Below are 22,086 nucleotides of genomic sequence, written 5' to 3' on the forward strand. Positions count from 1 at the left end.
GGTCGCGCCCCGCCCCTCTGGCCGCAAGGGCAGATCGGCGAGCGCCCGGGAGGGGGCGGACGCTCGCCGTGATAATCATTCTGCTAGAAAGCGGCCCCCAAGGTGATGCTCACCGCAGCCATCACGATAACGTAGCGCATCGCGAACTCCCCGATGCAGGAAGCCACATAGCCGATCATGCCGACGTTCGTCACGTCGCGCCGCTTCGAAATAAGGCGGCATACGCCTGCGACCAGAGGAACGACGATTCCGCACACCACCACCCCTATCCAGAAAACAGGGGCGAAGGATCCCACGAGCATGCGCTGCACCGACAAACTCGCAGCAGCGTGCGCCGAGTCGCCGGGAACGGCCGCGGTGGCGACAAGCAACGCCGCAAAGAGAACCCCGACGAGCACCGGCAGCACAACCTCGGCTTTGGGCATGAATGTCAAGGAAGGGAGTTCGTCGCGAGCGGAAAAGTAAGCGATGGCCGACACGAGCGAGAAACCGGCAAGAGCAGCGGAAACGACGAACAATGCAGGGAGGATCGCCATGTTCCATAGCGGATACGCCTTCGCAGCCCCAAGAAGCACGCCGGTATACGTTGCGACGCCAAGCGAGCATAGCATCCCCAGCACGTCAATGAATTTTGGAACCTTCTTCTTGGCAAGCTGAAAGATCAGGGACGCCGCAGCAATCACGAGAAAGACGCTCAGGCACAACACTCCCCAAGCCATAGGCGAACCGAGATTCGACACGAGGCCGAAGAAGCGTGCAGGACTGCCCAGGCCCGCTCTTGCATCCACCATGAGAAGCAGCGTACCAACTGCAACCGTCGCCAAACCAACGACCGACCCGATAAGCCGGATCTTCTTCGTCGAACCGGAAAGCCATCCGGTGACGCTTGCAAGGAGAAACGACCCCGCTCCCAACCCGGCAAGAAACAGGTAGCATACGATAAGCTCGTTCCATACCATGGCGATCACGCTCCCATCTCTTCGAGTTTGACGGCCACGCGGCCGCCGTGCAGCACCGACGACGACTTCGGCAGCGCATTCGTCTCCGCCAGGCCCACGTAGCACGTGTTCGTGCCGATGCCCAGCTCGGGCAGCATGCTCTCGGCGCCCAGCTCGGCCACCTTCTTCGCCACCTCGCTGTTCGGGTCGTTCAGATCGCCGAACAGGCGCGCATGCGTGGGACAGTTGCCCGCGCACGCCGGAAGCAGCCCGGCCGACGTGCGGTTCACGCAGAACGTGCACTTCTCCACCTCGCCGGCGTCGTTCTGCCAGCGCACGGAGAAGGGGCAGGCCGCCATGCAGTACTTGCAGCCGATACACTTCTCCTGATCCACGAGGATGAGGCCGTCGTCGTTGCGGTACGTGGCGCCCGTGGGGCATACCGCCAGGCACGGCGCGTCATCGCAGTGGTTGCACAGGTGCGGCACGTTCGCCCGCACCACGTTGGGGTACTCGCCCGCATCCCACGTCTCGATCCACGTGTTGAACTGCTTGATCTCCAGCTCGTTTTCGAACTTGCACGCGTTCACACACGCGTGACACCCGATGCACAGCGACACGTCCACCAGCATGAACGGCCGTTTGCCCGATTTCGTCTCAGCTCTTTGCATGGTTCACCCTCTATTCTTGTCATCTCGTAGGTCCAGCAAAGTCAGCGAGGGTTTTCCGTGGTGCCCAAGATCGTGGGGAGGGCGAGGGCGAAGCGTACTTGCATACGCGAGTCCTCGGCCTCGCCGCGAGGTCGGGTGCCACGGGAAGCCGCAGCGTCGACCGGTTCCGACGGCCGTCAAGCCGTCGGAACCACCAATTTGAACATGCCGCCGTTGCGGCCCGGGGTGGACGCCTGCCATCAAGCTGGAGGACTTCGACAAGCTGTTTGTGGAGGTGCGCGAGACAAGGCCGCCGCAAGGCTACGTCACCGATTTCGGGAACCTCATCATCGCAGACGCGCTCGAGCCCGCCCCCGCCGCGGGCGCGCCGGAAGCGACGGGCGGGCGCGCGGCGGGGGCTGAGAGCGCGGTCGACAAGCTGGCCGGACGCTACGCGCTCTCGCCGCGCGAGACGGACGTGGCGCGGCTGCTGCTGGCGGGACGCAACCGACCATTCATCAAGGACGCCCTGTTCATATCCACCGGCACGGTGAACTCGCATATCTCGAGCATCTACCGCAAGACCGGCGTGAAGTCCCAGCAGGAGCTCATCTCGCTCGCCGAGCGCGTGGCACGGGGCGAGGACGATCGAGAGGCGTCGGAGCCCGGCTACCGTGCGCGGTAGTATGCGACGGCCAGCTGGGTACGGTTCTTCAGCTGGAGCTTCTGCAGGATGGCGCTGATGTGGTTGCGCACGGTGCCCTCGCCGATGTAGAGGGCGGCGGCTATCTCCTTGTTGTCCAGACCCTCGGCCACCAGCTCCACGATGGCGCGCTCGCGTTCGGACAAAAGCTCGAGCGCGGCGGCGGCATGAGCCTGCTCGGCGCTCTGCACCGCCGGCACCGCGGCGGCGGGTGCCAGCCGCGCCGCGCCGGACGACCCCGGCCCCCCGCCCTGCACGAGGGCCTCCACGCGGCCGAGCACCTCGCCGCCCAACACGCTCTGGCCGGACGTCACCGTGCGCAGCGCCGGGGCGATGGTGGCCACCTCCTGCTTGATGAGGTAGCCCTTCGCGCCCAGGCGCAGCGCCCGCACGATGTACTCGTCGTCGGAGAACGTGGTCAGGAACACGATGCGCGCCTCCGGGTGCGCGGCCAGGATGCGCTCGGCCGCCGCAAGGCCGTCCATGCCCGGCATCTGGATGTCCATGAGCAGCACGTCGGGCCGCTCGCGCTCGAACAGCGCCACGGCCGCCTCGCCATCGCAGCCCTCGCCCGCCACGGCCACGTCAGGCTCGGCGGCCAGGATGGTGGCGAGCGACGTGGTGACGAACGGGTCGTCGTCCGCGATGCACACGCGGATGCGCCCCTCCTGCGCCGCGGACGAGCCCGCGGCCTTCTCCTCGCTCATGGGAGATCCTCCTTCGGTACGGTGACGAACACCTTAAAGCCCTGGTCGTAGTCCACGCGGAGCATGCCGCCCAGCGCGCAGGCACGGTCGGACATGGTGGCCAGCCCGATGCCGCGAGCGGCCCCGGGGGCGGGCGCCGAGTCGGCCCCCTGTCGGTCGAGCACGGAGGCGGGCGGCGGCACGGAGCCGTTGTCGTGCACGGCCAGCCGGTAGAACGCCGGGTAGGCAGCCACCGACACGGACACGCGGCTGGCGTCGGAGTGCTTGGAGGCGTTCGAAAGCGCCTCGCGCACGATGGCCAGAAAGCCGTAGCCCACGTCGGGCGGCACGTCGGACGCGCGGTAGTCGATGTCCACGGCGAGCGTCGTGAAGGCGTCGGCCGCCTCCCTCAGCTGCGTCTCCAGGTCGAACGCGTCGTCGTGCAGATCGTGCACGCTGGCGCGGACCGTGCTCATGGCCTCGTGCAGCGTGGCCCCCACCTGCGCCAGCTCCGAGCGCACCCGCTCGTCGTCGCGGTGGACCACCTGCAGCGCCTCCACCTGCATGATGGATCGCGTGAGCAGATGTCCCACGTTGTCGTGGATCTCGCGCGCGATGCGGCCGCGCTCGGCCAGCGTCGCCAGTCTCACCTCGAGGTCCTGCTTGTCGCGCAGCCCGCGGTTCTTCTCCTCCAGTGCGAGTGACGTCTCCTGCACGCTGTCGCGCAGGAGACGGTAGGCAGCCTGCTCCGCCTGGGAACGGGAGGTGCGAAACGACAGCAGGAAGGCCACCGCGCAGGCCAGCAGCACGACGACGACGGCATCGAGCGGCAGGCGCACGGCGGCGGCGAGCGCGGGCACCGTCCAGCACACGCGCAGGGCCGGATGGTCGTCGCGCGCCAGGTCGTACACGGCAAGCGGCAGGAACAGCGCGAAGGGCGGCAGCGCGAGCGCGACGGCCGCGAAGGCCACAGGCGGCAGAACGCCCCAGCGCCGCGGCAGCACCTCGGCCGCGGCAGCGCTCACCACGGCCACGAGCAGGGCCACGATCAAGGCGGGCTCCCAGGGCACCATGACGAGGCCTGCCAGGCAGCAGACGAGCACGATGGCTTTGTCGACGGCTCTTTCCATGGGGCCATGGTAGCAGGTTGCGCGCCGCCCCACGCGCCGCGCGGCGGCGGCGCGTAGAATTCGTGACATTTGTCGCCCCGCGGGCGACGATCGATGACACCGCTCACTGGCGGGCGGCCCGCCGACGCGCGATGATGGTTCCAGCATCCGGTGCCGCCCGAGCGGCCGCGCCGCCCGCCCTCGCCCGCTTTGGCGGGCGGGCGCCTTCGAGAGAGGAACCGCAATGGAGGACATCATCGCCGTCGACAACCTGGTGAAGCGCTACGGCGACGTGATAGCGCTCGACCACTTCAACCTGCACATAGCCCCGGGGGAGGTGTTCGGCCTTCTGGGTCCGAACGGCTCGGGCAAGACCACCGTCATCAACTGCATGCTGCAGCTGCTCACCTACGACAAGGGCTCCATCAGCCTGTTCGGCGAGTCCATGACCCCCGTCCGCTACGACCTGAAACGCCGCGTGGGCATCGTGCCGCAGAACGTAGCCGTGTTCGAGGAGCTGACGGTGAGGCAGAACATCGACTACTTCTGCGCGCTGTACGTGCCGGACAAGGGCCGCCGCGCGGCACTCGTTGACGAGGCCATCGCCTTCGTGGGCCTGGAGGACTACGTAAGGTTCCGCCCGCGGAAACTCTCGGGCGGCCTGCTGCGCCGCCTGAACATCGCGTGCGGCATCGCGCACAAGCCCGAGCTCATCTTCTTCGACGAACCCACCGTGGCCGTGGACCCGCAGAGTCGCAACGCCATCCTGGAGGGCATCCTGCGCCTGAACACGCAAGGGTCGACCATCGTGTACACGAGCCACTACATGGAGGAGGTGGAGGACATCTGCACGCGCATCATGATCATGGATCAGGGCCGCGCGCTGGCAACCGGCACGAACGACGAGCTGAAGGCCATGATCGGCACGGGCGAGCGCATCCGCGTGGAGGTGGACGCCGCCGACGACGCCGTGCTGCGGGCGCTGCGCGCGCTGCCGTGCGTGGCGGGGGCGACGTTCGACGGCGCCGTGCTGGAGACGACCTGCGGCAACGGCCAGCACAACGTGGCCGACGTGCTGGCGGTGCTGGCCACGCACGGCGTGGCCACCGGCCGCATCTACGCGGAGCCGCCCACGCTGAACGACGTGTTCTTGGAAGTCACCGGCAAAGAGCTCAGAGACTAGGGGGCTGCCATGTGGAACGTGTTCAAGGGGGCGCTCACGGTGCTCACGCGCAAGCGGGAGCTGTTCGTGTGGTCGCTCGCCTTCCCCATCATCCTGTCCACCATGTTCATGTTCATGTTCTCGAACCTGGACAGCTCGACGGCATTCGACCCGGTGCCCACGGGCGTGGTGGCCGACGCCGCCTACAAGGGATCGGCGTTCGCCGACGTGGTCGACGAGCTGGGCGCCTCCGGCGACGACCAGCTGCTCGCCGTGCACGCCTTCGCAACCGCCGACGAGGCGCGTGAGGCACTCTCCGCGGGGGATGTGCTGGGCATCGTCTCGGTCGATGCGGAGGGGACGCCGCTGCTCGTGGTGACGCCCAGCTCTGGCGGGGTGGGCGTTGAGCAGATAGGGCGCACCGTCCTGGGCACCGTGGTGGACACCTACGTGCGCAACGCCGACCTGGTCGCCGGCATAGCCGCGGACAACCCGCTGGCGCTCGCCGATCCGAACCGCGTCGAGGAAGCGCTCTCTCGCGGCAGCGTCACCGAACAGGTCTCGCTCACGCATGCCGCGCCGACCGAGTCCGTGCGCTACTACTACGCGCTGCTGGGCATGGCCGCGCTGTTCTGCGGGCAGGTGGGCATGCTGGCCATCTGCGAGACGCAGCCGAACCTGTCGGCACTCGGCGCCCGCCGAGCCCTTGGCGCCACGAGCCGCGGCAAGACGCTCGCAGCCACGCTGGCGGCCAGCTGGCTTGTCTCGTTCGCGTGCCTGATCGTGGCGTTTCTGTACATGCGCTTCGCCGTGGGTATCGATTTCTCGGGGCGCGAAGGCCTCTGCGTGGCGGCCATCGCCGCGGCGGCGCTGCTGTCCACCGCGCTGGGCACGCTTCTGGGGTCGCTGCCGAAGGTGGGCCTGGGTGTGAAGACGGGCCTGCTCACCGCGCTCACCTGCTTCCTCTCGCTGTTCGCGGGCTTGTACGGCGAGCCGTGCATGGCGCTGGCCGACAGCATCGCGCGGAGCTTCCCGGCGCTCGCCTCGATCAACCCCGCGAAGGTGATCACAGATGTGTTCTACAGCCTGTACTACTACGACTCGCTCGTGCCCTTTGCCCAGAAAATCGGCATCCTGCTGGCGATAGCCGCCGCGCTGTTCGCCGTGTCCGCCCTGTTCATAAGGAGACAGCGCTATGCAAGCCTTTAAAGCCGCCCTGCACGTCGTCATGGACCATCCCGTGTACCTGCTGGTGTACGTCGGGTTCTTAAGCCTCATGGGCGTTTTCATTACCAGCAGCATCAACCTTGGCATCGACGGCTCGGAGTACACCGCGTCGAAGGCGCCCTTCGCGGTTATCGACCGGGACTCCAGCGAGCTTTCCGAGAGCCTGGCCGCCTTCTTGGGCGAGCAGGGCGAGCGTGTGGAAGTGACCGACGATCCCTTCGCCCTGCAGGACGCCGTGGCCACCGGCCAGGCGCGCTACCTGTTGGTGGTGCCGCAAGGATACGGCGACGAGTTCATAGAGTCCGCACGCACCGGGGCCGAGGAGCCGGTGCTGGAATCGACGTTCAGCTACGGCACCATGGCCGGCACGCTGGTGGACGAGCAGGTGAACCAGTACCTGGGCCTCGTGCGGGCCGCCGCGGCGCTCGAACCCGATGCCTCCATGGCGTCCGTGCTGGCGCGCGCTGACGAGGCGGCCGCCAAGGCGGCCGACGTGGAGACGGTGCAGACGCCCAACTCGTCGAAGCCGGCCGACCAGTTCGCCTTCTACCTGCAGTGGGGCACCTACACCATGACAGCCGCCATCGTGGTGTGCGTGGGACTGCTCATGGCGGCGTTCAACCGCACCGACCTGTACCGCCGCAACCTCGTCTCGCCGATGAGCAGCCTGCGGCTGGGTATGCAGAAGGCCGCGGCCAGCCTGCTGGTCACGGCTCTGGTATGGGCGATAACCTGCGGCATAGGCCTGGCCGCATTCGGCTCGTCACTCGCAGGAGTGCCCCCGGCGGCCGTCGCGCTGGCGCTGGGCGGCGCGCTCGTGTTCGCGCTCGTGCCGCTGACCATCGGCTTTTTGCTGGGACAGCTGGGCGCGAGCGAGATGGTGGCGAACGCCGTGGGCAACATCGCCGGCATGGTGATGTCGTTTCTGGGCGGAGCGTGGATCAGCATCGAGCTCATGGGCCCCGAGATCCAGACACTTTCCCGGTTCATCCCCACGTCCTGGTACACCGAGGCCGTGAGCAAGAGCGTCCACCTGACGGACGTGACGCTGTCCTCCGCCGCCCCGGTGCTGGCCAACCTGGGCGTCGTGGCCCTGTTCGCCGCCGCCCTGTTCGCCGTGGCCCTGGTGGCCGGCCGCGTACGCATGCGGTCTGCGGAGGCCGGCGGCAACGCCGCGGCGAGCATGACGGGGGCGTAGGGAGCGCACGACCCGACGTCATCGGCAGAGCGCTGCGCATGCAAGCCACAGCGCTAAGAACGGCGCCATGGGCATGCCGTCTTGCAGCGAAATCCGACGAGAAGCCAGGCCTACGAGCGCTGCGCAGGCGGCAGCTCCATAGCATGCAGCGAATCCCAGCGGCGCGTAGGCGCCGCTGGCCAGCGAGAGCGCGCCCATGCAGCGGATGTCGCCTGAGCCGATCGGCTTGGAATCGTCGCGCCGGAACAGGCGATTCGCCGCGCGACAGCCCGCAACCACGATGATCCCGCACACCGCCCCCGCCGCCACCCCCTCCACGCCGTCTTCGCAGGCGCGGAAAACCGTGCCTGCGATCGCAAGCACCGCACAAGCCGCAACGGGTATGGTTCGCGTGCGCAGATCGCACACGACAGCTACCGCCATGGCAATCGCGCATGCGCAGACTGCGCCAACGGTTACAAGCTCGCATGGAATCATCGCTATGCACCGCCGATGACGGACTTCGATACGACAAGGCCGTCCGACTGGTGCTCGCGGGCATGGGTGCCCCGCACGTCGCTGCGATCGACGACGAACCGAGCAGGAGCGCTCGCGCATTCGGGGCGGCGCTCGACGAACGGCGGCGCTGCGACGCGCACGACGACATTGCATGCCGCACGACGAATACCATGCCGCCCCTCCATGATTTCGCTTTCGCCCGCTCTTTCTGCGGACTCGATATCGGCGATGGGGACCGGGGGATCTTGTCCGACGACGTCGACCCCCGGCAGCTCGAACGTCACCGTCCAGCCTTGCATGCCCGACGGCTCGACGTGCACGTCGTCTCCGGTTGACTGCACGCTCACGCTTGCGCTCGGCGCTTCCGCCGCCTGATCCGCAGACGTGAGGCATGTCGCAGGCCGCGCGGACGCGAGAGCCGACGTCCCTCGCGAAACCCCGACCGGTTGCGACGCGCGTAGCGACGAAAACGGCACGGATGTCGAAGGGCACGACGACGCCGGCGCTTCCGAACACAGGGGCTCGCCGAAGTCGGTCGCGGACGCAATAGGAACATGCACCCGCCGGTTTGCCGATGCGTCCGGCACATCCGGCACGCGGAGGACGCCCGAGCTTCGCTCGAATCGGTACAGACAGCCATAGCACACCTCGGCGTCGTCGAACGCTTTGGCAGCGCATATCGGGCATGCCTTCATGCCTCCACCTCCCCGATCCGCACGACTCCAAGCCGATCACCCTCGGAAAACCACGGGCTTGAGCACGAGGAGAAGCGCTCGAGCACAGCGGCAGCACTGCGATTGCGCAAGCGACGCATCGGCCCCACGTCGCGATGGGCTTCGATCACGCGGCCTGCAACGTCGACGAAGGCGATGTCGAGCCTCCTTCGCATTCCCACCGTGTGAACATCGCTGCACGGCACGAGCAACAGCATCTCGTCATTCGGACGCGACAGCAAGAGCCCGCGCAGCCTGGCCGTTGCGCCCGAGGCTATCGCCAACGGCGCGCGGGCGGGATCGCAGAGTTCGTCGGCGAGGCGCGGTTTTCCGGCAGGACGCTGCCCTTCGTTGGGCAACGCGCCGTCGGAGCGTTCCTCTCTTTTGAGACGCTCTTTTCGACCTTGCACGTCTCCGATGCAGCCGAGTGCCGCGCAACGTGCCTTCTTTTCGCGCTCCATACCCATCACGCTCCTTCATCTAATGGCACGACCTGCACGACAACGCAAGTCGCAGTTCCGCTCCTCACGCAAGACGCGAGCGCCCAGCGGTATGCGCCGCCGCTTTTCACGAACGTCCCGTACGCGGAGGATCCGCTCCCGACGCGCGACCAACCCTTCGCCTCGAGCTCGGAGGACAGCTGGGCGAATGCGCGGTCGATCGGGTCCTCCACCGTGAATCCCACGATGCCCGCACGGGCATCTACCCGCAGATCGTCACGACCATCCAGCGTGAACAACTCCTCTTCGAACGATACCGGCGCATCGGATTGGCAAGTTGGTGTACCGGCGCTTGACATGAAGCTGGGAGACCCTTCGCCAACAGACCGAATCGAGAGGTCGGAAGCCTCGCGAAGCACGCCGGTGCCAGAAGCCCCTCCGAAGCCCCCGGCGAGCGCCACCGCGAGCAGCGCCACGGCGACAATCGCACAGGAGCGCAATGCTCGCACGCGCATCGAGGGCGCATGGTGCGCCGGCGCCCCTGCGAGGGCAGATGCGCGGAGTCGCCTCCGAGTCGCCGTCACACGAGCGCTCGGAGCTGCATGGAATCGCACAGCGCTCACAGCAGCACCCCCGGTTTGTAGCAGTCCACGGTGAATGAAATGGCATGCGCGATCTTCGGTAACGCAACGCCGAACACCGAGGTCTTCAAGCCCATGCCGAACAGCGTCGGAAAGAACTCGAGGGTCGATGTGAACGTGGCATGGCCACCCGCCGCGCCTTCGACTGCCACGCTCGACGCTGTGTACGGGCGGTCAAAAGACTCGGACAACGCAGCGGCTACGCGCGCCCTGCTCTGCTCCAGATCCTGGCCGTACGCAGGCGATGCGGCATGTATGCGCACCGCATCGCGAGAGGCGACGTCAAACGCGGCGCATTCGGAAAAGAACAGCAGCGCGTTAACGGCGATGGCGGCGACCGCCAGCAGCACCGGCAACGCAACGGCCAGCTCGACAGTCATCTGACCGTTTTCACCGCTGCGGCCCGCACTTGTCAATCCCACGCCCTCACCCCCGTCATCTGCGCGTATACTGATCTCAGACCATCCGCGATGCGTTGTACAAAATCGCTTGCCGCATGCTTCGCAGCGGCAGGAAGCGACACCTCGATCGTCACGGCGGGACCTCCTTCGCACAGCTCGACGACCGCAATCTCGAGCGTGCCCTCGAACGATTCGATACCCTCAACGGCGGTCTGCTCGAACGAGCTCACGATCGAGGAAAACACATCGTTCGATGCAAGCGGATTGGCGACAGCCTGCTCCTTCAAGAACAGCAGCCGAGCCGAAACCACGCCATCATCAGCCTGCGCCACGTGAGCCGAATTAACAAGAACCGGTTTGAGCGCATCGAGCTTTGCCGGCTCCAGACCTGCAGCGGAGATCGCTTCGCGCAAGGCGCCGGCAGCCCAGGTGCCGAGCCCGCTCGCGCTTGCAAGCGGCAGAGCGTCGAGCGCCTCGGCAACGGCTCCGTCGAGCACCTCCTGCCCCTCAGCATACGCCGAGAGCAATGCAGACCAGCAATCGAGCACCGCGCCCAACACGCCGACCGCCTGCCCGCCCTCGCCCGACAAGCCGTCAAGCAATGACGACACTACGTTCGCGCCCTCGTTCGCCGGCTCCGCAAGCAGCGTCGCAGACGAGACGGCGGCGCGGGCGCCCAGGATGCCCGTCGAGCGCACGAATGAGCTTTCGAACCCGGTAGACGCCGCTTCGCGGCCGCGATCCACCGCGAGGACCACGACACCGAGCGAACCGGGCGGCCGCGCATCGATGCGCATGCTCGACACAGCGCCAAGCGCTTCTTCGACGCGATCGAACAGCCCGCCCGCTTGCTGCTTGACTTCGGATGCGAGCGGATCCAGCTCAGCGCGCGCTTTCGCGTATTCGCTCGCAGCATCGGCAGTGGCTTCGTACTGATACTCGAACCCATTCTGGATGGAGGTCGACGCAGCCGCCACCTTCCCCATACTCGCAGCTGTGAACTCGCACCGGTCGCAGACAGGGTACGATCCTGCCTCCATCTGAGCGATCGAGCCAAACGATCCGGCTCCCACTGCGACCGGACACCCCGCCCACGCATGCATGACGAACGAGCCCGAAGCATTGCGCGTGACGGGATAGACGGCTTCGGTGTAGAGCGTCGTCGCGCGCATCTCCTCCGTGTTCTTCGGAAGATGGGGGAATAACGCCTCGAAGGATCCTTCTTCCTCATGCACGTATCCTCTTCCCACTTCTTCGGTCGCGAAGGAGTAGAACCGCTTCCGCAACTCCGAACGCGCATGCTCTCTGACCGACGAGCCCTCGGGCGCCTCCAGCGCGAGCCGAGCCGGATAGTACGCCTGAGCGCGCTCGAGCGCCACCGAAAAAGACCAGGTATCGACGCTCGAGAACAACGGATTCTCATCCCCCGCAAGCGAAGCGAGCGACTGCGCGCGTTCGTACATGCAGTAGGACGGATTCGCGCCGCAATCATGCTCGAATCCACGCAGCTTCGCCTCGTTGACACGCGCCGCCGCGCGCTCGGCCTCCTCGGCCGCCCGCTTGACCTCCTCTGCATCCTGATCCACAGCATCCTCCAGTTCAGCCGCTCCAGCAGCCTCACCCACGGCAATCTCCTCCCCCTCCGCGGGAACGAGCATTGCAAGCGCAAGATAGTTCGAGGTTCCGCGATCGTTCGCGGAGGCGACCGAGGCGGCATTCACCGCAGCTAAAAACGGCAGAGCGCGCTGAAGACGGCCGAGACCGGCTGAGGCCTTCTCCGCGAAGCCGTCACGCGCCCGCGCCACCTCCCTACCCGCTTTCAGAAGCGCATCGGAAGCCGCAGCAGTCGCCGGTGTGCACAGCGCGGCAACGCCAAGTCCCGTCGCCACAAGGCTCGTAAGCGACAGGGAAAGCACAACGGCATCGCAGGCATGCACAATGATCATGAATTCGGCGACTTCGTTCTGAGCTGCCAGCGCCGCCGCATCCGCAACGTTCTGCACCTTCGACGATGCCGCGTTGAGGCGGTATACCTGCGCTGCAGTAAATACGAGCGAGAGCGTGACCAGCAGAGCGATCACCATACCAACCGTCGTGAAGCCGTCTTCACACCGAAAGACGCTCATCGATTCCAACCGCCTGCATACAACCGATCGCTTCACGCATACCACGCTCCTATCCATCCCGCTGGATCACGACCGGCGTCCGCCGAGTCAGCCCATGCGGGCTGCGTCCGCTGCTCCGCCGCCACTTCGATCTCGAAATTCCCTGCGTCGTTCACAATGCCGAGCAGGACCCCACCCGCATCGAGCAATGGGAGCGGCTGCGCTTCGTTGCGGATGACAACGCGCACCGTTTCCGATTGCTCATCGCCCTCAAGCACGATGTCCCAGCTGCAACCGCCGTCATGCACGTGGAAGCAGGGTACGGGGGGCACGGCCCCAAGCCGATGCCTGACAAACGCCTCGCAGCCGTCGTCCATGTCGCCCGCCGCATCGGTCTTCGTAGCAAGCAAACGGCAGGCCTCCGCGGCGGCGGCGCCCATGATGATGCGGTCGTACAGGATCACGCCCGGCTGTATGAGGAGCAGCAACCCGATGAAGACGACCGGTATGAGAAAGGCCGCCTCGACTGTACCCTGCCCTTGCTTCGATCGCTCCAACAGCTCTTTCAACCTACGCCCAATGCGCACCTTCGACCCTCTCATCATGTCCCGCCGCCATATCAATACAAAAACACGTCGGCTATCGTTCCGGGGGCCGCCGACTCCACATGGTGCGACGCGGACGAGAGCGCATGCTCCACGAACAGCCCCTCCTCGAGTTGCCGCCACAGCAGAGCGCTCACGAGCACGACGACGAGCAGCGCCGCCGTCACGAGCGCAAACTCAACCGTCGACTGCCCGTCCGCGGCCTGTCGACGCCACGCGAGCCTTCTCAGAGTCCATTGATACCCTCTGCGATGGCATTCCACAGTTCCTGGAGCTTCGGGCGAAACACCGTGATAGCCAGGATCGCGATCACAACGAGGACGCCGACAAGAATGGCGTATTCCGTCGTGCCCTGCCCGTCTTCTCGACGCAACAAGCCCAACGCCCGACAGGTTCCCTTCGCGAGCCATTTCCGATACGTTTTCATAGTCGATCCTCCTCATTGGTCAGAACCCTTCCATCAACTCAAGCAACACGGGCCCGAGCACAAGCAGCAGCATGGCGGGGAGGATGAGAGCGCCTGTGGGCACCATCATCTTCACCGGAGCTTTCGCCACTCGTTCCTCTACGTGAGCCCGATGCTCGGCGCGTGCCTCGACGGCAGCCAATTCGAGTCCTTCGGCCAGCGACGATCCAAAGCGCAGGGATCGCACGACGCCCTCGACTACGCGTGCAAGCAGCGCCGAATCGTATGACGCGGCAAGCTCGCGCAGAGCCCGCTCCCGCGTCGCCAAACCGTACGACCATGTTCTCAACGCCTGTTCGCATGCGCTCGCGAACTTCGAATCGAAGTGGGCCGCATACAAGTCGAAGCTCCGGTCGAACGAGAGGCCGCTGCGCAGCCCGAGCGATACCACCTCGAGCATCTCGGAGAGGTCGCGCTCAAGCCCCTCTGCGCGCTCGCGCTCGAGCCTTTTGATAGATCGGGAGACAACGGATGCTCCCCATGTCGCGCCTGCCGCTGCGCCGAGTACCGCCAGCTCAGCAGAGAACGATGCACCGACGATTGCGCCCACAGAGGAGGCAGCCGCCGCGAGGCGGACGGCCGCTTCGCAAAGCCCTGCCGGCGAGACGGATCTCCCGATGCCGGCTTTGCCCGCGTGCGCCGCAAGCCACCGTTCGGAGCGTGCCGCCCCAAGACCCCGCAGTAACGGCGACGCAGCCCCGAGCGCGATCTTTTGGGTCAGATCCGCCGCGTACGCGACGATGCGAGCAGCGAAACCCTCACTGCCATGGCGTCTTGCCGCCCCGAGGCGGCAGCGTAGCCGGCGCTTGCGTTCGAGCGCGAAGTGCCTGCGCGTCCACGTAACCCCCAGGCATGCTCCTCCGGCTCCGGCGGCAACGGCGGACGCCATCGCGAGCAGCTCCACCGCAAGCGACGTCGACATCAGGATACCTCCACCTTCAGCATGCGGCGCACCATGGCTATGCCCGCAGCCTGCATACCCAGCGCCAGGGCCAGCGTCGCAAGGCCGAGTGCGCTCTCGAAGAATGGTTCCAGGAACCCGTCGCTCACGAGCGAGAACAGAGCAATCAAAACGAACGGCATCACGCTCACCACGCGCGCAGAGAGCTTCGCCTGCGCCGTTTGCACGCGCAGAGAGCGACGCAGTTCGATCTGGCTCTCGACGGAACCGCGCGCGGCGTCAAGCACTCGCTTCATGCTACCTCCTGCCTGATGCTGCACATCGAGAGCGACGGCTACGAACGCGAGTTCCGGAACCGAAGCCGATCCGTGCAGGATCGAAAGCGCCTCTTCGGCCCCGCGGCCGATTTCTAGCCGATGAGCTGCCTGCTCGAATAGGATCGAGAGCGGCTTCTTCGTCTCGACGGCCGTCTGCTGAAGCGTCTGCATCAGCGACAGCCCCGACTGAAAGCAAACGCTCATCGAGCGCAGGGCATCGGGAACCGCCTCCCTCAAAGCCTCGCGGCGGCGATCCTGCGCCGCCCGCAGCCATGTCGCCGCACAGGCGCACGTGCAGGCGCCCACTGCCAAACCGCACGCGATCGATGACGAAACCCATGACGAGGCGAGCATCGCGAGCGCGAGGGCCACGACAACGACGGACAACAGCGCTTCCGGCGTCGTCGTTATGCCGCGCGCATCCAGCGCCGCAACGGCCTCCTCCGCAAGCTCGGCAACCGGGCGGATGCGCACCGCCGCACGCGCCGCCGGCTTCGCCCACCCCACGCCGCGACGCAGCCACCACTGCATCCGGCCCACGGAAGCCGCATCGACGGCCCTGGCTGAAGCGCCCCTGCGTCTCGCGCCGGCACCAACCGCCGAAACCGTCAACGCACCGAAGAAGAACGCCGCAGCTGCGCCTATTCCGGCAAAAGGCACATGCGCGTCCACGTTCGCACCTCTTCTCCACTCGCAACGCCCAACTCCGCCAAACCGTCGATCCATGACGGTTTGCGCACCCATCTTCCCTGCTGTCGGGTAATCGGACGTCTGAACAGCGACGTTGCAACGCACCGACGCCGATCCTCGTCAAAGGAGAATTCGGCCACCTCGGAGATGAACCGAGAGCCGTCGAGCGCCCGAGACGTCTGCACAACCAGATCGAACGCGCTCGCCACATTCGCTTCAATGACGTCAACCGGTAGCTCAACCGCATAGCGCACCATCGTCGTCAGGCGGGCAACGGCATCGGCAGGCGAGTTCGCATGGAGAGTTGTCATCGATCCGTCGTGCCCCGTGTTCATGGCCTGCAGCATATCGAGCGCTTCAGGCCCGCGGCACTCGCCAACAACAATGCGATCAGGCCGCATCCTGAGTGCATTGATGACCAGGTCGCGAATGGTTACCTCCCCTGTGCCCTCTGCATTGCGCGGTCGGGCCTCCAGCCGCACCACGTGAGCATGTTCAAGAAAGCGCAGTTCTGCGGAGTCCTCGATCGTGATGATGCGCTCATCCTTAGGCAGGACGCAGGATAGCGCATTGAGCAGCGTTGTCTTGCCGCTTCCCGTCCCTCCCGAGACGGCTATAGATTTGCGCGCACGCACCGCCCACGTCAGGCACGCGAGCATGATCTCGTCCATTGAGCCAGCGGCCTTCATTGCTTCAAGCGTCATAACCTGATGGGCGAACTTGCGGATAGTCAACACGGGGCCATCCAGCGCGAGCGGCGGTATCACCGCGTGCACGCGATGGCCTTCGGGAAGACGCGCATTCACCAAGGGAGAAGCCTCGTCGATGCGCCGTCCCAGAGGCCCCAGGACGCGGTCGATAAGCGCTCTCACCTGGCCCTCGTCGACAAACGACCGGTCGCTGCGGTGCAGGCGCCCCTCGCGCTCGAAATAGACGTCGCGCGACCCGTTGACCATGATTTCGGTGACCGAGCTGTCGGCGAGCAAACTTTCGAGCGGACCGAAACCGAATGTCGCATTCAACAGCTCATCGACAAGCCCGCGGCGACGGTCATCCGAAAGCGCTGCCCAGGAGGGGTCCTCAAACGCACGGCGACAAGCACTTTTCAGCTCATTGCGCGCCCGACGAGGGTTTTCTCGTATCATGGCGGCGATATCGTCAACGGGCACCATGGCATGCACTTGGGTTTTCAGGATCTCCAAATCCTGCTCTCCTTGACTACTCGCCCCTTGAGAGCACCCGCCGGCCTTCGCCGCGCGTTCCATCAAAGACATGCCGCCTCCCTTCCCCTCCTGCGCGGACGCTTGCCTCTTCGCAATCCCAGACCTGTCCTGCGCGGCGCAGGCTCTGCGGCCGAGGGCGATGCGCCCGCGCTCGGAAGCATGTCGCGCAGCAGGGTCTCGAGGCTCCCGCACAATGCATTGCGCGACGACAAAAGCTCCTTCGGAAGCCCCATTCCCAAAAGCTCCTCGACCTCCCGACCGCCTTCAGCAAGCTCGACAACAGGAGCCCCTCGCAAAGCGCACGAGACGTCGATAGAGGTGAACAGAGCGTTTTTCGCGCATCGATTCACTGCAAACGAGAACGGGCCCGTTGCGATGCCGCATCGAGCGCAGAGGTCGAGAGCGTGGCGGCACGCCCGCAAAGAGGAGGCGCGCTGATCAATGAGGAACAGTGCCTTCGAGCTGCGCTCGAGCAGGACGGCATGCTGCTCGGCCCACGAAGCCCCCGTGTTACAGACGACCACGTCGAAACGCGGGAGCAGCCAATCGAGCAGCGCCGACGCATGCCCGGCCACGGCTTCGGACTGCTCAAGCCGCCTCGGGGCAGCCAGCAGCGCTGGAAGATCGCCCTCGGGAGCAAGGTGCTCGATGCGTGCGGGCGTCGACAGCACTTCGTCGACCGTCTGAGGACGCTCCACGCCGAGCAGATCGGGCATATCGCCGAACTGCAGATCGAAATCGAGCAAGAGCGTACGATAGCCGAGGCGCTGGCACAGGAGCGCGCTTAAAGCTGACACGGTGCTCTTCCCGGCTCCGCCACTGCCGCTGACAATGGGCATGAGAAAGCCTGTCCGCATGCAAACGCCGCTCGCCTCCTGCTCCGATGCCGCGCACGCCGCCGACCAGACGCGCGGCGGGACCTCCTTCGCCGGCGGCGCCATGACCGTGCCGGACGGGCCGTCGAGACTTGCCAGCGCTTGTTCCCGGGCACGCGCTTCATGCTCGCAACGTGCATCGAGCGCAGACCGCTTACGTTGCGCGTAACGGGCAAGGAACGCCTGGCGTGTAAGCGAGGCGTCGATGCCGGCAGCCGAAGCACGGCTCTTGAGCGACCCCGTTCCCTCGAACGCCACGAGGCACACGCGCCGATCCACCCGATCGCGCTTCAGCGTGGCCGCCAGGTTGATAGGGGCGACATCATCGCAGGACGCAATCCACACTTCATCCACCGAACGATCATCGCGCAAGAACCTGCGGGCCTCCGCCGCCGTTGCAAACAAGCGCAGCCACTCCTGCGCCGCAAGGTTCTCGCCCGCAAGCCCGAGCGTTTCCGGATGCTGCAGGCACGCCATATCGGCGCATAGTGCAACGTGAGACGTCATCGCTCCGCTCCTTCCTCGGTTTCTTCGACACGAGAACCGAGGCTCGCTCCTCCCCCGGCGTCTCCAGACTTCTCGGCGTCGGACTTCGCCGACATCTCGTCTCCCGGCAACGTGAAGTACAACTCCGTCTTTTGCGCCGCGGTCACGACCTCCTGTACGGATTCGGGAGCGACCGCCACGACGATCCATGTCACGCCCGTATCCGACGTCGAGCCTCCCGCGCTTGTTGCCAGCACGAGCACACTCCGAGCGATAACGTCGGTCGAAGTCCCACCCGTCGCATACATGTCCACCCGCGATCCCGCGCCCACTGCCCCGCCGACCGCCTGAACATCCTTCGCAGGCACGCTCACGGCAGTCAGTCCTTCGGGCACATCAAGCTCCGCTCCCACTTCTCCGAACCTACGCTCGGTCATGACTTCGCCCGCGACGATGGATGAGGCGACCTTCCTGCCCACCGCATCGTCGACCGAGCGCACGGCCTCAGCCGGCAGCAAATCCGCCACCCACATCCGAATCTCAACCGCCGCTGCATCCACTGTCTCACCGGCGGCGATATCCCGCTTCGCCACGCACACCTCCAGCTGCTCGCCTCCGTAGCGGGCAAGCGCCTCCGCCCGCGCCGCCTCCGCCTCCCCCCGCACACCTTGCGTGTAAGCGAGCACGCACGCCGCACACAGGAACCCGCACACGATACCCGCGAACGCCGTTCTGTTTCGTTTCATGTCGTCCGCCTTTCCGCTACGCTTCCCAGTATGAACAGCGTCCCCAGCAGCTCCATGGCGCGTTTCTCCTCGGATAGTCGCTTCGATCAAGCTTCGCCCCTACTTCCCATACACCCCGTTCCTGCACGCGGCTAATGCAGGTTCGGCGCGCATCCGATGCGCTTCTTTCGAAAATCAAGCAGGGATTCGACACGCACAGGAAATGCGGGCGACGGTGCGCATCGCAAGCGCAGGAGGGCGGCTGACGCGCATACGGCAGGCGCGAACGAACGACCTGAACCGCGAATGCGCAAAGAAAGGCAACTCATGCGATGAGCCGTTGCGCACTCAAGCGTTCTATGGGAGAATGGAAAATCGCCGCAAGGCGAACGGCCGGTTGGCGCAGCGGGAGCGCAGGTCCCTTACAAGGACAAGGTCACAGGTTCAAATCCTGTACCGGCCACCATGCCAGATACGGGCCATCGAGCTTCCTCGCCGATGGCCCGCTCGTTTTCACCTGAAAAAGAAGCGTCTTTGCGAGCCGAGCTTTTACGAACGCCCCTCCTACTTCGGCTTGGTCTTCGGAGCCCAGTCGCGCAGGCCCGACACCGCGCCGCCGGCAATCTCCCACAGATACAAGCTGGCCACAGTGCCGTAGGGCGAGTAGCGACGACGATACTTCGCGAACAGCTCGGGCGTGATGCGCCGATGATGATGAAGCATACGCAGGCCGCGCTGGATGGCCAAGTCGCCAAAGCTCATGATGTCGGGACGTTGCAGGGAGAACGTCATGAGCATCTCGGCCGTCCATGCTCCGATTCCCGGCAAACCCGAGAGCTCGCGGCGCACCTCGTCGTCGGGCAGCGCGGCGATCGCATCCAGGTCGAGCTCCCCTGCGAGCACGCGCTTTGCTGCACCCTTGATATAGCTCACCTTGCGAAACGATAGACCGAACGCCTGCAGCTCATCGTTGGAAAGCGCATCGATGCACTCGGGCGTCACGTCGCCGAGCGAGTCCGTCATGCGCTTCCAGATGGTGGCTTGCGCCTTCGTGGATATCTGCTGCCCCATGATGGCATTGACGAGCGCAGCGAACAGATCCGGGTGCACCTCTCGGCGAATAAACCCCACCGCCTCGATGGCCTCAGCCATCCGAGGATCGCGAGCGGCCAAGTATGACGTCTCCTCGTCTCCATACTCGAAATAGCGCAGCTCCCGCCCCATCTCGCCTCCATCTTCGCATCAATTCCGTCAGTATAGCGGAAGCTCGACGTATCGCGGCGCCGGGAAAAGCGCTATCATCGACAACGTCGTCCCATGAGAGAGGAAGCGCCATGCCGCCGATCGTTCGCGCCGTATATTTCAGCCCTACGCATACCACTGAGACCATCGTATCAGATGTGGCGAACGAGCTGGCCACCGCGCTCTCCGCGGAAACTGCAACCGTGAGCCTCACGCTGCCCAACGAGCGCCTCGCCAGCGTATCATGCGACGCCGGCGACGTGCTCGTGCTCGGGTTCCCGGTGTACGCGGGACGCGTGCCGGAGCTTGTGACCAGCGAAATTGCTCGGATGTCGAGCGGCGGCGCGCAAGCCGTCATCATAGGCATGTACGGCAACCGCCATTACGACGATGCCCTGCTGGAAGCCGCCGACGCGCTCGAAGAACGGGGCTTCCGCATTGTGGCGGCGGGGGCGTTTATAGGCGAGCACTCCATGACCGCGCACGTGGCTGCGGGACGTCCCGATGCGTCCGATCGAGAAGCCGCGCGCAGCTTCGGACGCAGCATAGCCCTCGTTATAGCGTCAGGCACCGCAGAAGCGCCGGCCATCGCAGGCAACCGCCCCTACAAGAAGCGCCCCGAACCCGCCGATATCCGTCCTTTGACTACGGACGACTGCACGTCGTGCGGGATATGCGCAACCGTGTGCCCGATGGGCATCATCGACCATGAAGATCCCAGGCTTGTACAAGCCGGATGCCTGCGCTGCAACGCGTGCGTCAAGCGCTGCCCCGAGAACGCCAAACACTTCGAGAGCGAGCTGACCGACAAGATCGTCGCTATGCTTGAAACCACCTGCCGGGAGCCTCGGAAGCCGGAGCTGTTTCTCTGATCCTGCGGCGCCTCGTCCCGTCAGTCGAGCAGCGCTTCGCCGAGAACTGAATCGAACCGTACCGAGGTACCGTCGGCGTATGCGATGTTCCACACGCGGTAGTCCAAGCTGTCGGGCACATCCTCGTCGGATAGCGCACACGCTTCCTCAGCCGCGTCAAGATCGCGCGCCTCGTCCCTCGGCGAAAGCTCGGCGGTGGATGCAGCATCGTCCTGCCCCAGATCCACCTCAACAACCTGCATCATCGGCTCGTTTCCGGCGTCGGCGGGATCATCGCCCCGTCGGAGGGCTGCTTCAGCCTCGGCGACTGCCGCCTCTATATCGGCCCGTGTCGGCTCGTCGCGCTGTACCGAAGAGGAAGCCCAGGCGTTCTGAGCATCGGGATCGGCAGCCGCCCATCCGCGCGAGTCGTCGCTGAAGCCCGCGGCTTCGTTCACGGCCTCGATAATGTCGGACGCCGAAGTCGACGAACGCTCTTCCCGTCCGATGTCCTTGAGCGCCTCAGCAGGGACTCCTTTTGCTGGAACGACATCGGATTCGCGCGGATCGTCTTCGGCCTCGCGGATGATATCCGCCGCCTCCGACTCCGCACGCTGCACCTCAATGGCGGCGCACGCCGGGATACGAATGGACGAGACAGGATCGGCCCCGAAGGCCCCTTGCACGAGCAGCGTCCGGGCACGCGCCACATAGCCTGCCGCCTCTGCCGGAATCGCCGAGCCTTTCATGCGAATGGCGATGACGGGGCCCATGCCGAACTTCACTTCGGCCCATTGAAACGGCACCGTCTGCTGCCCGTTATTGCGTCTCGCATCGTTCTCGCGCGCCACGAGCGCCGTCGTTTCATCGAACTCCTCGTCCAGCCAGGCGGTGAGCGCATCGCGCCAAACCGAGTCGTCGCCGGCCCGCTCGACGGCTGCATCGTCGCTCAGATCGAACCGCAGCACATTCGAACGTTGCGAGCCCTTGCTGGCGCGCACGACCTCCGTCGGCGCCACGGCGGCGAAGCGGCGCGCCAACTCGACGCTGTCGCCCCCCTCGTAGCTTTCCTCGTCGAGCACAATATGAAGCTGTACGGCAGGATGAATCGAAGCAGGCATAAGGCGGATCCTTTCGACGCGAGCCGCACGCACTGCGCTGCGGCAAGAATTGCTCGGTGCGCCCATTGTCCCCTCGTCCGCCTCTTTCAGGCGGCAGCGTTCAAGAGCGTTGC

At 65.6% G+C, this 22,086-nt stretch carries 25 protein-coding genes and 1 tRNA gene; 6 read left to right on the top strand and 20 right to left on the bottom strand.

Annotated elements, in window-relative coordinates; all coding sequences use genetic code 11:
- Positions 1 to 83 precede the first annotated feature (83 nt).
- Entirely contained in the window at positions 84 to 959 is an 876-nt protein-coding gene (gene nrfD / locus ABGT83_RS08140; RefSeq protein WP_346688028.1) for an NrfD/PsrC family molybdoenzyme membrane anchor subunit, read from the bottom strand.
- Positions 960 to 964: 5 nt separating this feature from the next.
- Entirely contained in the window at positions 965 to 1,609 is a 645-nt protein-coding gene (locus ABGT83_RS08145) for a 4Fe-4S dicluster domain-containing protein (RefSeq protein ID WP_103265057.1), read from the bottom strand.
- A gap of 274 nt (positions 1,610 to 1,883) precedes the next feature.
- On the opposite strand from ABGT83_RS08145, the gene ABGT83_RS08150 reads away from it, so the two are divergent.
- Complete coding sequence (locus ABGT83_RS08150; protein ID WP_346686928.1) at positions 1,884 to 2,273, top strand: response regulator transcription factor; 390 nt, start codon at positions 1,884 to 1,886, stop codon at positions 2,271 to 2,273.
- Here the strand turns inward: ABGT83_RS08150 and ABGT83_RS08155 are convergent.
- The gene (locus ABGT83_RS08155; protein WP_346686930.1) at positions 2,258 to 2,998 is read right to left on the bottom strand and encodes a response regulator transcription factor; all 741 of its coding nucleotides are present in this window, start codon (positions 2,996 to 2,998) and stop codon (positions 2,258 to 2,260) included. The two genes, ABGT83_RS08150 and ABGT83_RS08155, sit on opposite strands and share 16 nt — an antisense overlap.
- Entirely contained in the window at positions 2,995 to 4,176 is a 1,182-nt protein-coding gene (locus tag ABGT83_RS08160) for a sensor histidine kinase (RefSeq protein WP_346686932.1), read from the bottom strand. The genes ABGT83_RS08155 and ABGT83_RS08160 overlap by 4 nt, the downstream gene beginning before the upstream one ends.
- 154 nt (positions 4,177 to 4,330) lie before the next feature.
- Here ABGT83_RS08160 and ABGT83_RS08165 point away from each other — a divergent pair, with 154 nt between their 5' ends.
- Genes ABGT83_RS08165 through ABGT83_RS08175 form a run of 3 tightly spaced genes read left to right on the top strand, consistent with a single transcriptional unit; the run spans position 4,331 to position 7,673 of the window.
- Positions 4,331 to 5,269: an ABC transporter ATP-binding protein gene (locus ABGT83_RS08165; RefSeq protein ID WP_346686934.1), complete on the top strand. Its 939-nt coding sequence runs from the start codon at positions 4,331 to 4,333 to the stop codon at positions 5,267 to 5,269.
- Between the two features lie 9 nt (positions 5,270 to 5,278).
- The gene (locus ABGT83_RS08170) at positions 5,279 to 6,457 is read left to right on the top strand and encodes an ABC transporter permease (RefSeq protein WP_346686936.1); all 1,179 of its coding nucleotides are present in this window, start codon (positions 5,279 to 5,281) and stop codon (positions 6,455 to 6,457) included.
- Positions 6,444 to 7,673, top strand: a complete 1,230-nt coding sequence (locus tag ABGT83_RS08175; protein ID WP_346686938.1) for an ABC transporter permease — start codon at positions 6,444 to 6,446, stop codon at positions 7,671 to 7,673. Before ABGT83_RS08170 ends, ABGT83_RS08175 begins: the two co-directional genes overlap by 14 nt.
- 18 nt (positions 7,674 to 7,691) lie before the next feature.
- Here ABGT83_RS08175 and ABGT83_RS08180 read toward each other — a convergent pair whose 3' ends face one another.
- From ABGT83_RS08180 to cpaB, 14 genes are all read right to left on the bottom strand, one after another.
- A complete protein-coding gene (locus ABGT83_RS08180; RefSeq protein WP_346686940.1) occupies positions 7,692 to 8,270 on the bottom strand; it encodes an A24 family peptidase in 579 nt (192 codons plus the stop codon).
- Entirely contained in the window at positions 8,153 to 8,518 is a 366-nt protein-coding gene (locus tag ABGT83_RS08185; protein ID WP_157938942.1) for a hypothetical protein, read from the bottom strand. The genes ABGT83_RS08180 and ABGT83_RS08185 overlap by 118 nt, the downstream gene beginning before the upstream one ends.
- A gap of 344 nt (positions 8,519 to 8,862) precedes the next feature.
- Positions 8,863 to 9,345 (bottom strand): DUF192 domain-containing protein, encoded by a 483-nt coding sequence (locus ABGT83_RS08190; RefSeq protein WP_346686942.1) that lies wholly within the window; start codon positions 9,343 to 9,345, stop codon positions 8,863 to 8,865.
- Positions 9,346 to 9,350: 5 nt separating this feature from the next.
- Positions 9,351 to 9,839: a hypothetical protein gene (locus tag ABGT83_RS08195; RefSeq protein ID WP_346686944.1), complete on the bottom strand. Its 489-nt coding sequence runs from the start codon at positions 9,837 to 9,839 to the stop codon at positions 9,351 to 9,353.
- A gap of 104 nt (positions 9,840 to 9,943) precedes the next feature.
- Positions 9,944 to 10,387 (bottom strand): hypothetical protein, encoded by a 444-nt coding sequence (locus ABGT83_RS08200; protein ID WP_346686945.1) that lies wholly within the window; start codon positions 10,385 to 10,387, stop codon positions 9,944 to 9,946.
- The gene (locus ABGT83_RS08205) at positions 10,378 to 12,528 is read right to left on the bottom strand and encodes a pilus assembly protein TadG-related protein (protein ID WP_346686947.1); all 2,151 of its coding nucleotides are present in this window, start codon (positions 12,526 to 12,528) and stop codon (positions 10,378 to 10,380) included. Before ABGT83_RS08205 ends, ABGT83_RS08200 begins: the two co-directional genes overlap by 10 nt.
- Entirely contained in the window at positions 12,525 to 13,028 is a 504-nt protein-coding gene (locus ABGT83_RS08210) for a TadE family protein (RefSeq protein ID WP_346686949.1), read from the bottom strand. The genes ABGT83_RS08205 and ABGT83_RS08210 overlap by 4 nt, the downstream gene beginning before the upstream one ends.
- A gap of 62 nt (positions 13,029 to 13,090) precedes the next feature.
- The gene (locus ABGT83_RS08215; RefSeq protein WP_239926442.1) at positions 13,091 to 13,243 is read right to left on the bottom strand and encodes a hypothetical protein; all 153 of its coding nucleotides are present in this window, start codon (positions 13,241 to 13,243) and stop codon (positions 13,091 to 13,093) included.
- A gap of 59 nt (positions 13,244 to 13,302) precedes the next feature.
- Positions 13,303 to 13,503, bottom strand: coding sequence for a Flp family type IVb pilin (locus ABGT83_RS08220; RefSeq protein ID WP_103265045.1), 201 nt, complete (start codon positions 13,501 to 13,503; stop codon positions 13,303 to 13,305).
- 19 nt (positions 13,504 to 13,522) lie between these two features.
- Entirely contained in the window at positions 13,523 to 14,464 is a 942-nt protein-coding gene (locus ABGT83_RS08225) for a type II secretion system F family protein (RefSeq protein WP_346686952.1), read from the bottom strand.
- On the bottom strand, positions 14,464 to 15,432 hold the full coding sequence (locus tag ABGT83_RS08230; RefSeq protein ID WP_103265044.1) for a type II secretion system F family protein: 969 nt from the start codon (positions 15,430 to 15,432) through the stop codon (positions 14,464 to 14,466). The genes ABGT83_RS08225 and ABGT83_RS08230 overlap by 1 nt, the downstream gene beginning before the upstream one ends.
- On the bottom strand, positions 15,402 to 16,724 hold the full coding sequence (locus tag ABGT83_RS08235; RefSeq protein ID WP_346686954.1) for a CpaF family protein: 1,323 nt from the start codon (positions 16,722 to 16,724) through the stop codon (positions 15,402 to 15,404). The genes ABGT83_RS08230 and ABGT83_RS08235 overlap by 31 nt, the downstream gene beginning before the upstream one ends.
- Complete coding sequence (locus ABGT83_RS08240; protein ID WP_346686956.1) at positions 16,715 to 18,055, bottom strand: AAA family ATPase; 1,341 nt, start codon at positions 18,053 to 18,055, stop codon at positions 16,715 to 16,717. Before ABGT83_RS08240 ends, ABGT83_RS08235 begins: the two co-directional genes overlap by 10 nt.
- On the bottom strand, positions 18,052 to 18,780 hold the full coding sequence (gene cpaB / locus ABGT83_RS08245) for a Flp pilus assembly protein CpaB (RefSeq protein ID WP_346686958.1): 729 nt from the start codon (positions 18,778 to 18,780) through the stop codon (positions 18,052 to 18,054). The genes ABGT83_RS08240 and cpaB overlap by 4 nt, the downstream gene beginning before the upstream one ends.
- A 370-nt stretch (positions 18,781 to 19,150) precedes the next feature.
- Here cpaB and ABGT83_RS08250 point away from each other — a divergent pair.
- Positions 19,151 to 19,225, top strand: a tRNA-Val gene (locus ABGT83_RS08250).
- Positions 19,226 to 19,323: 98 nt separating this feature from the next.
- On the opposite strand, the gene ABGT83_RS08255 is transcribed toward ABGT83_RS08250, so the two are convergent.
- A complete protein-coding gene (locus ABGT83_RS08255; RefSeq protein ID WP_346686960.1) occupies positions 19,324 to 19,983 on the bottom strand; it encodes a DNA-3-methyladenine glycosylase family protein in 660 nt (219 codons plus the stop codon).
- Positions 19,984 to 20,093: 110 nt separating this feature from the next.
- Here ABGT83_RS08255 and ABGT83_RS08260 point away from each other — a divergent pair, with 110 nt between their 5' ends.
- Positions 20,094 to 20,873, top strand: a complete 780-nt coding sequence (locus tag ABGT83_RS08260; protein ID WP_346686962.1) for a 4Fe-4S binding protein — start codon at positions 20,094 to 20,096, stop codon at positions 20,871 to 20,873.
- 20 nt (positions 20,874 to 20,893) lie between these two features.
- Here the strand turns inward: ABGT83_RS08260 and ABGT83_RS08265 are convergent, their stop codons facing one another.
- Complete coding sequence (locus ABGT83_RS08265; protein WP_346686964.1) at positions 20,894 to 21,973, bottom strand: hypothetical protein; 1,080 nt, start codon at positions 21,971 to 21,973, stop codon at positions 20,894 to 20,896.
- Between the last annotated feature and the right edge of the window lie 113 nt (positions 21,974 to 22,086).

The sequence above is a fragment of the Enteroscipio rubneri genome (genome assembly GCF_963929405.1).
Lineage (GTDB): Bacteria > Actinomycetota > Coriobacteriia > Coriobacteriales > Eggerthellaceae > Enteroscipio > Enteroscipio rubneri.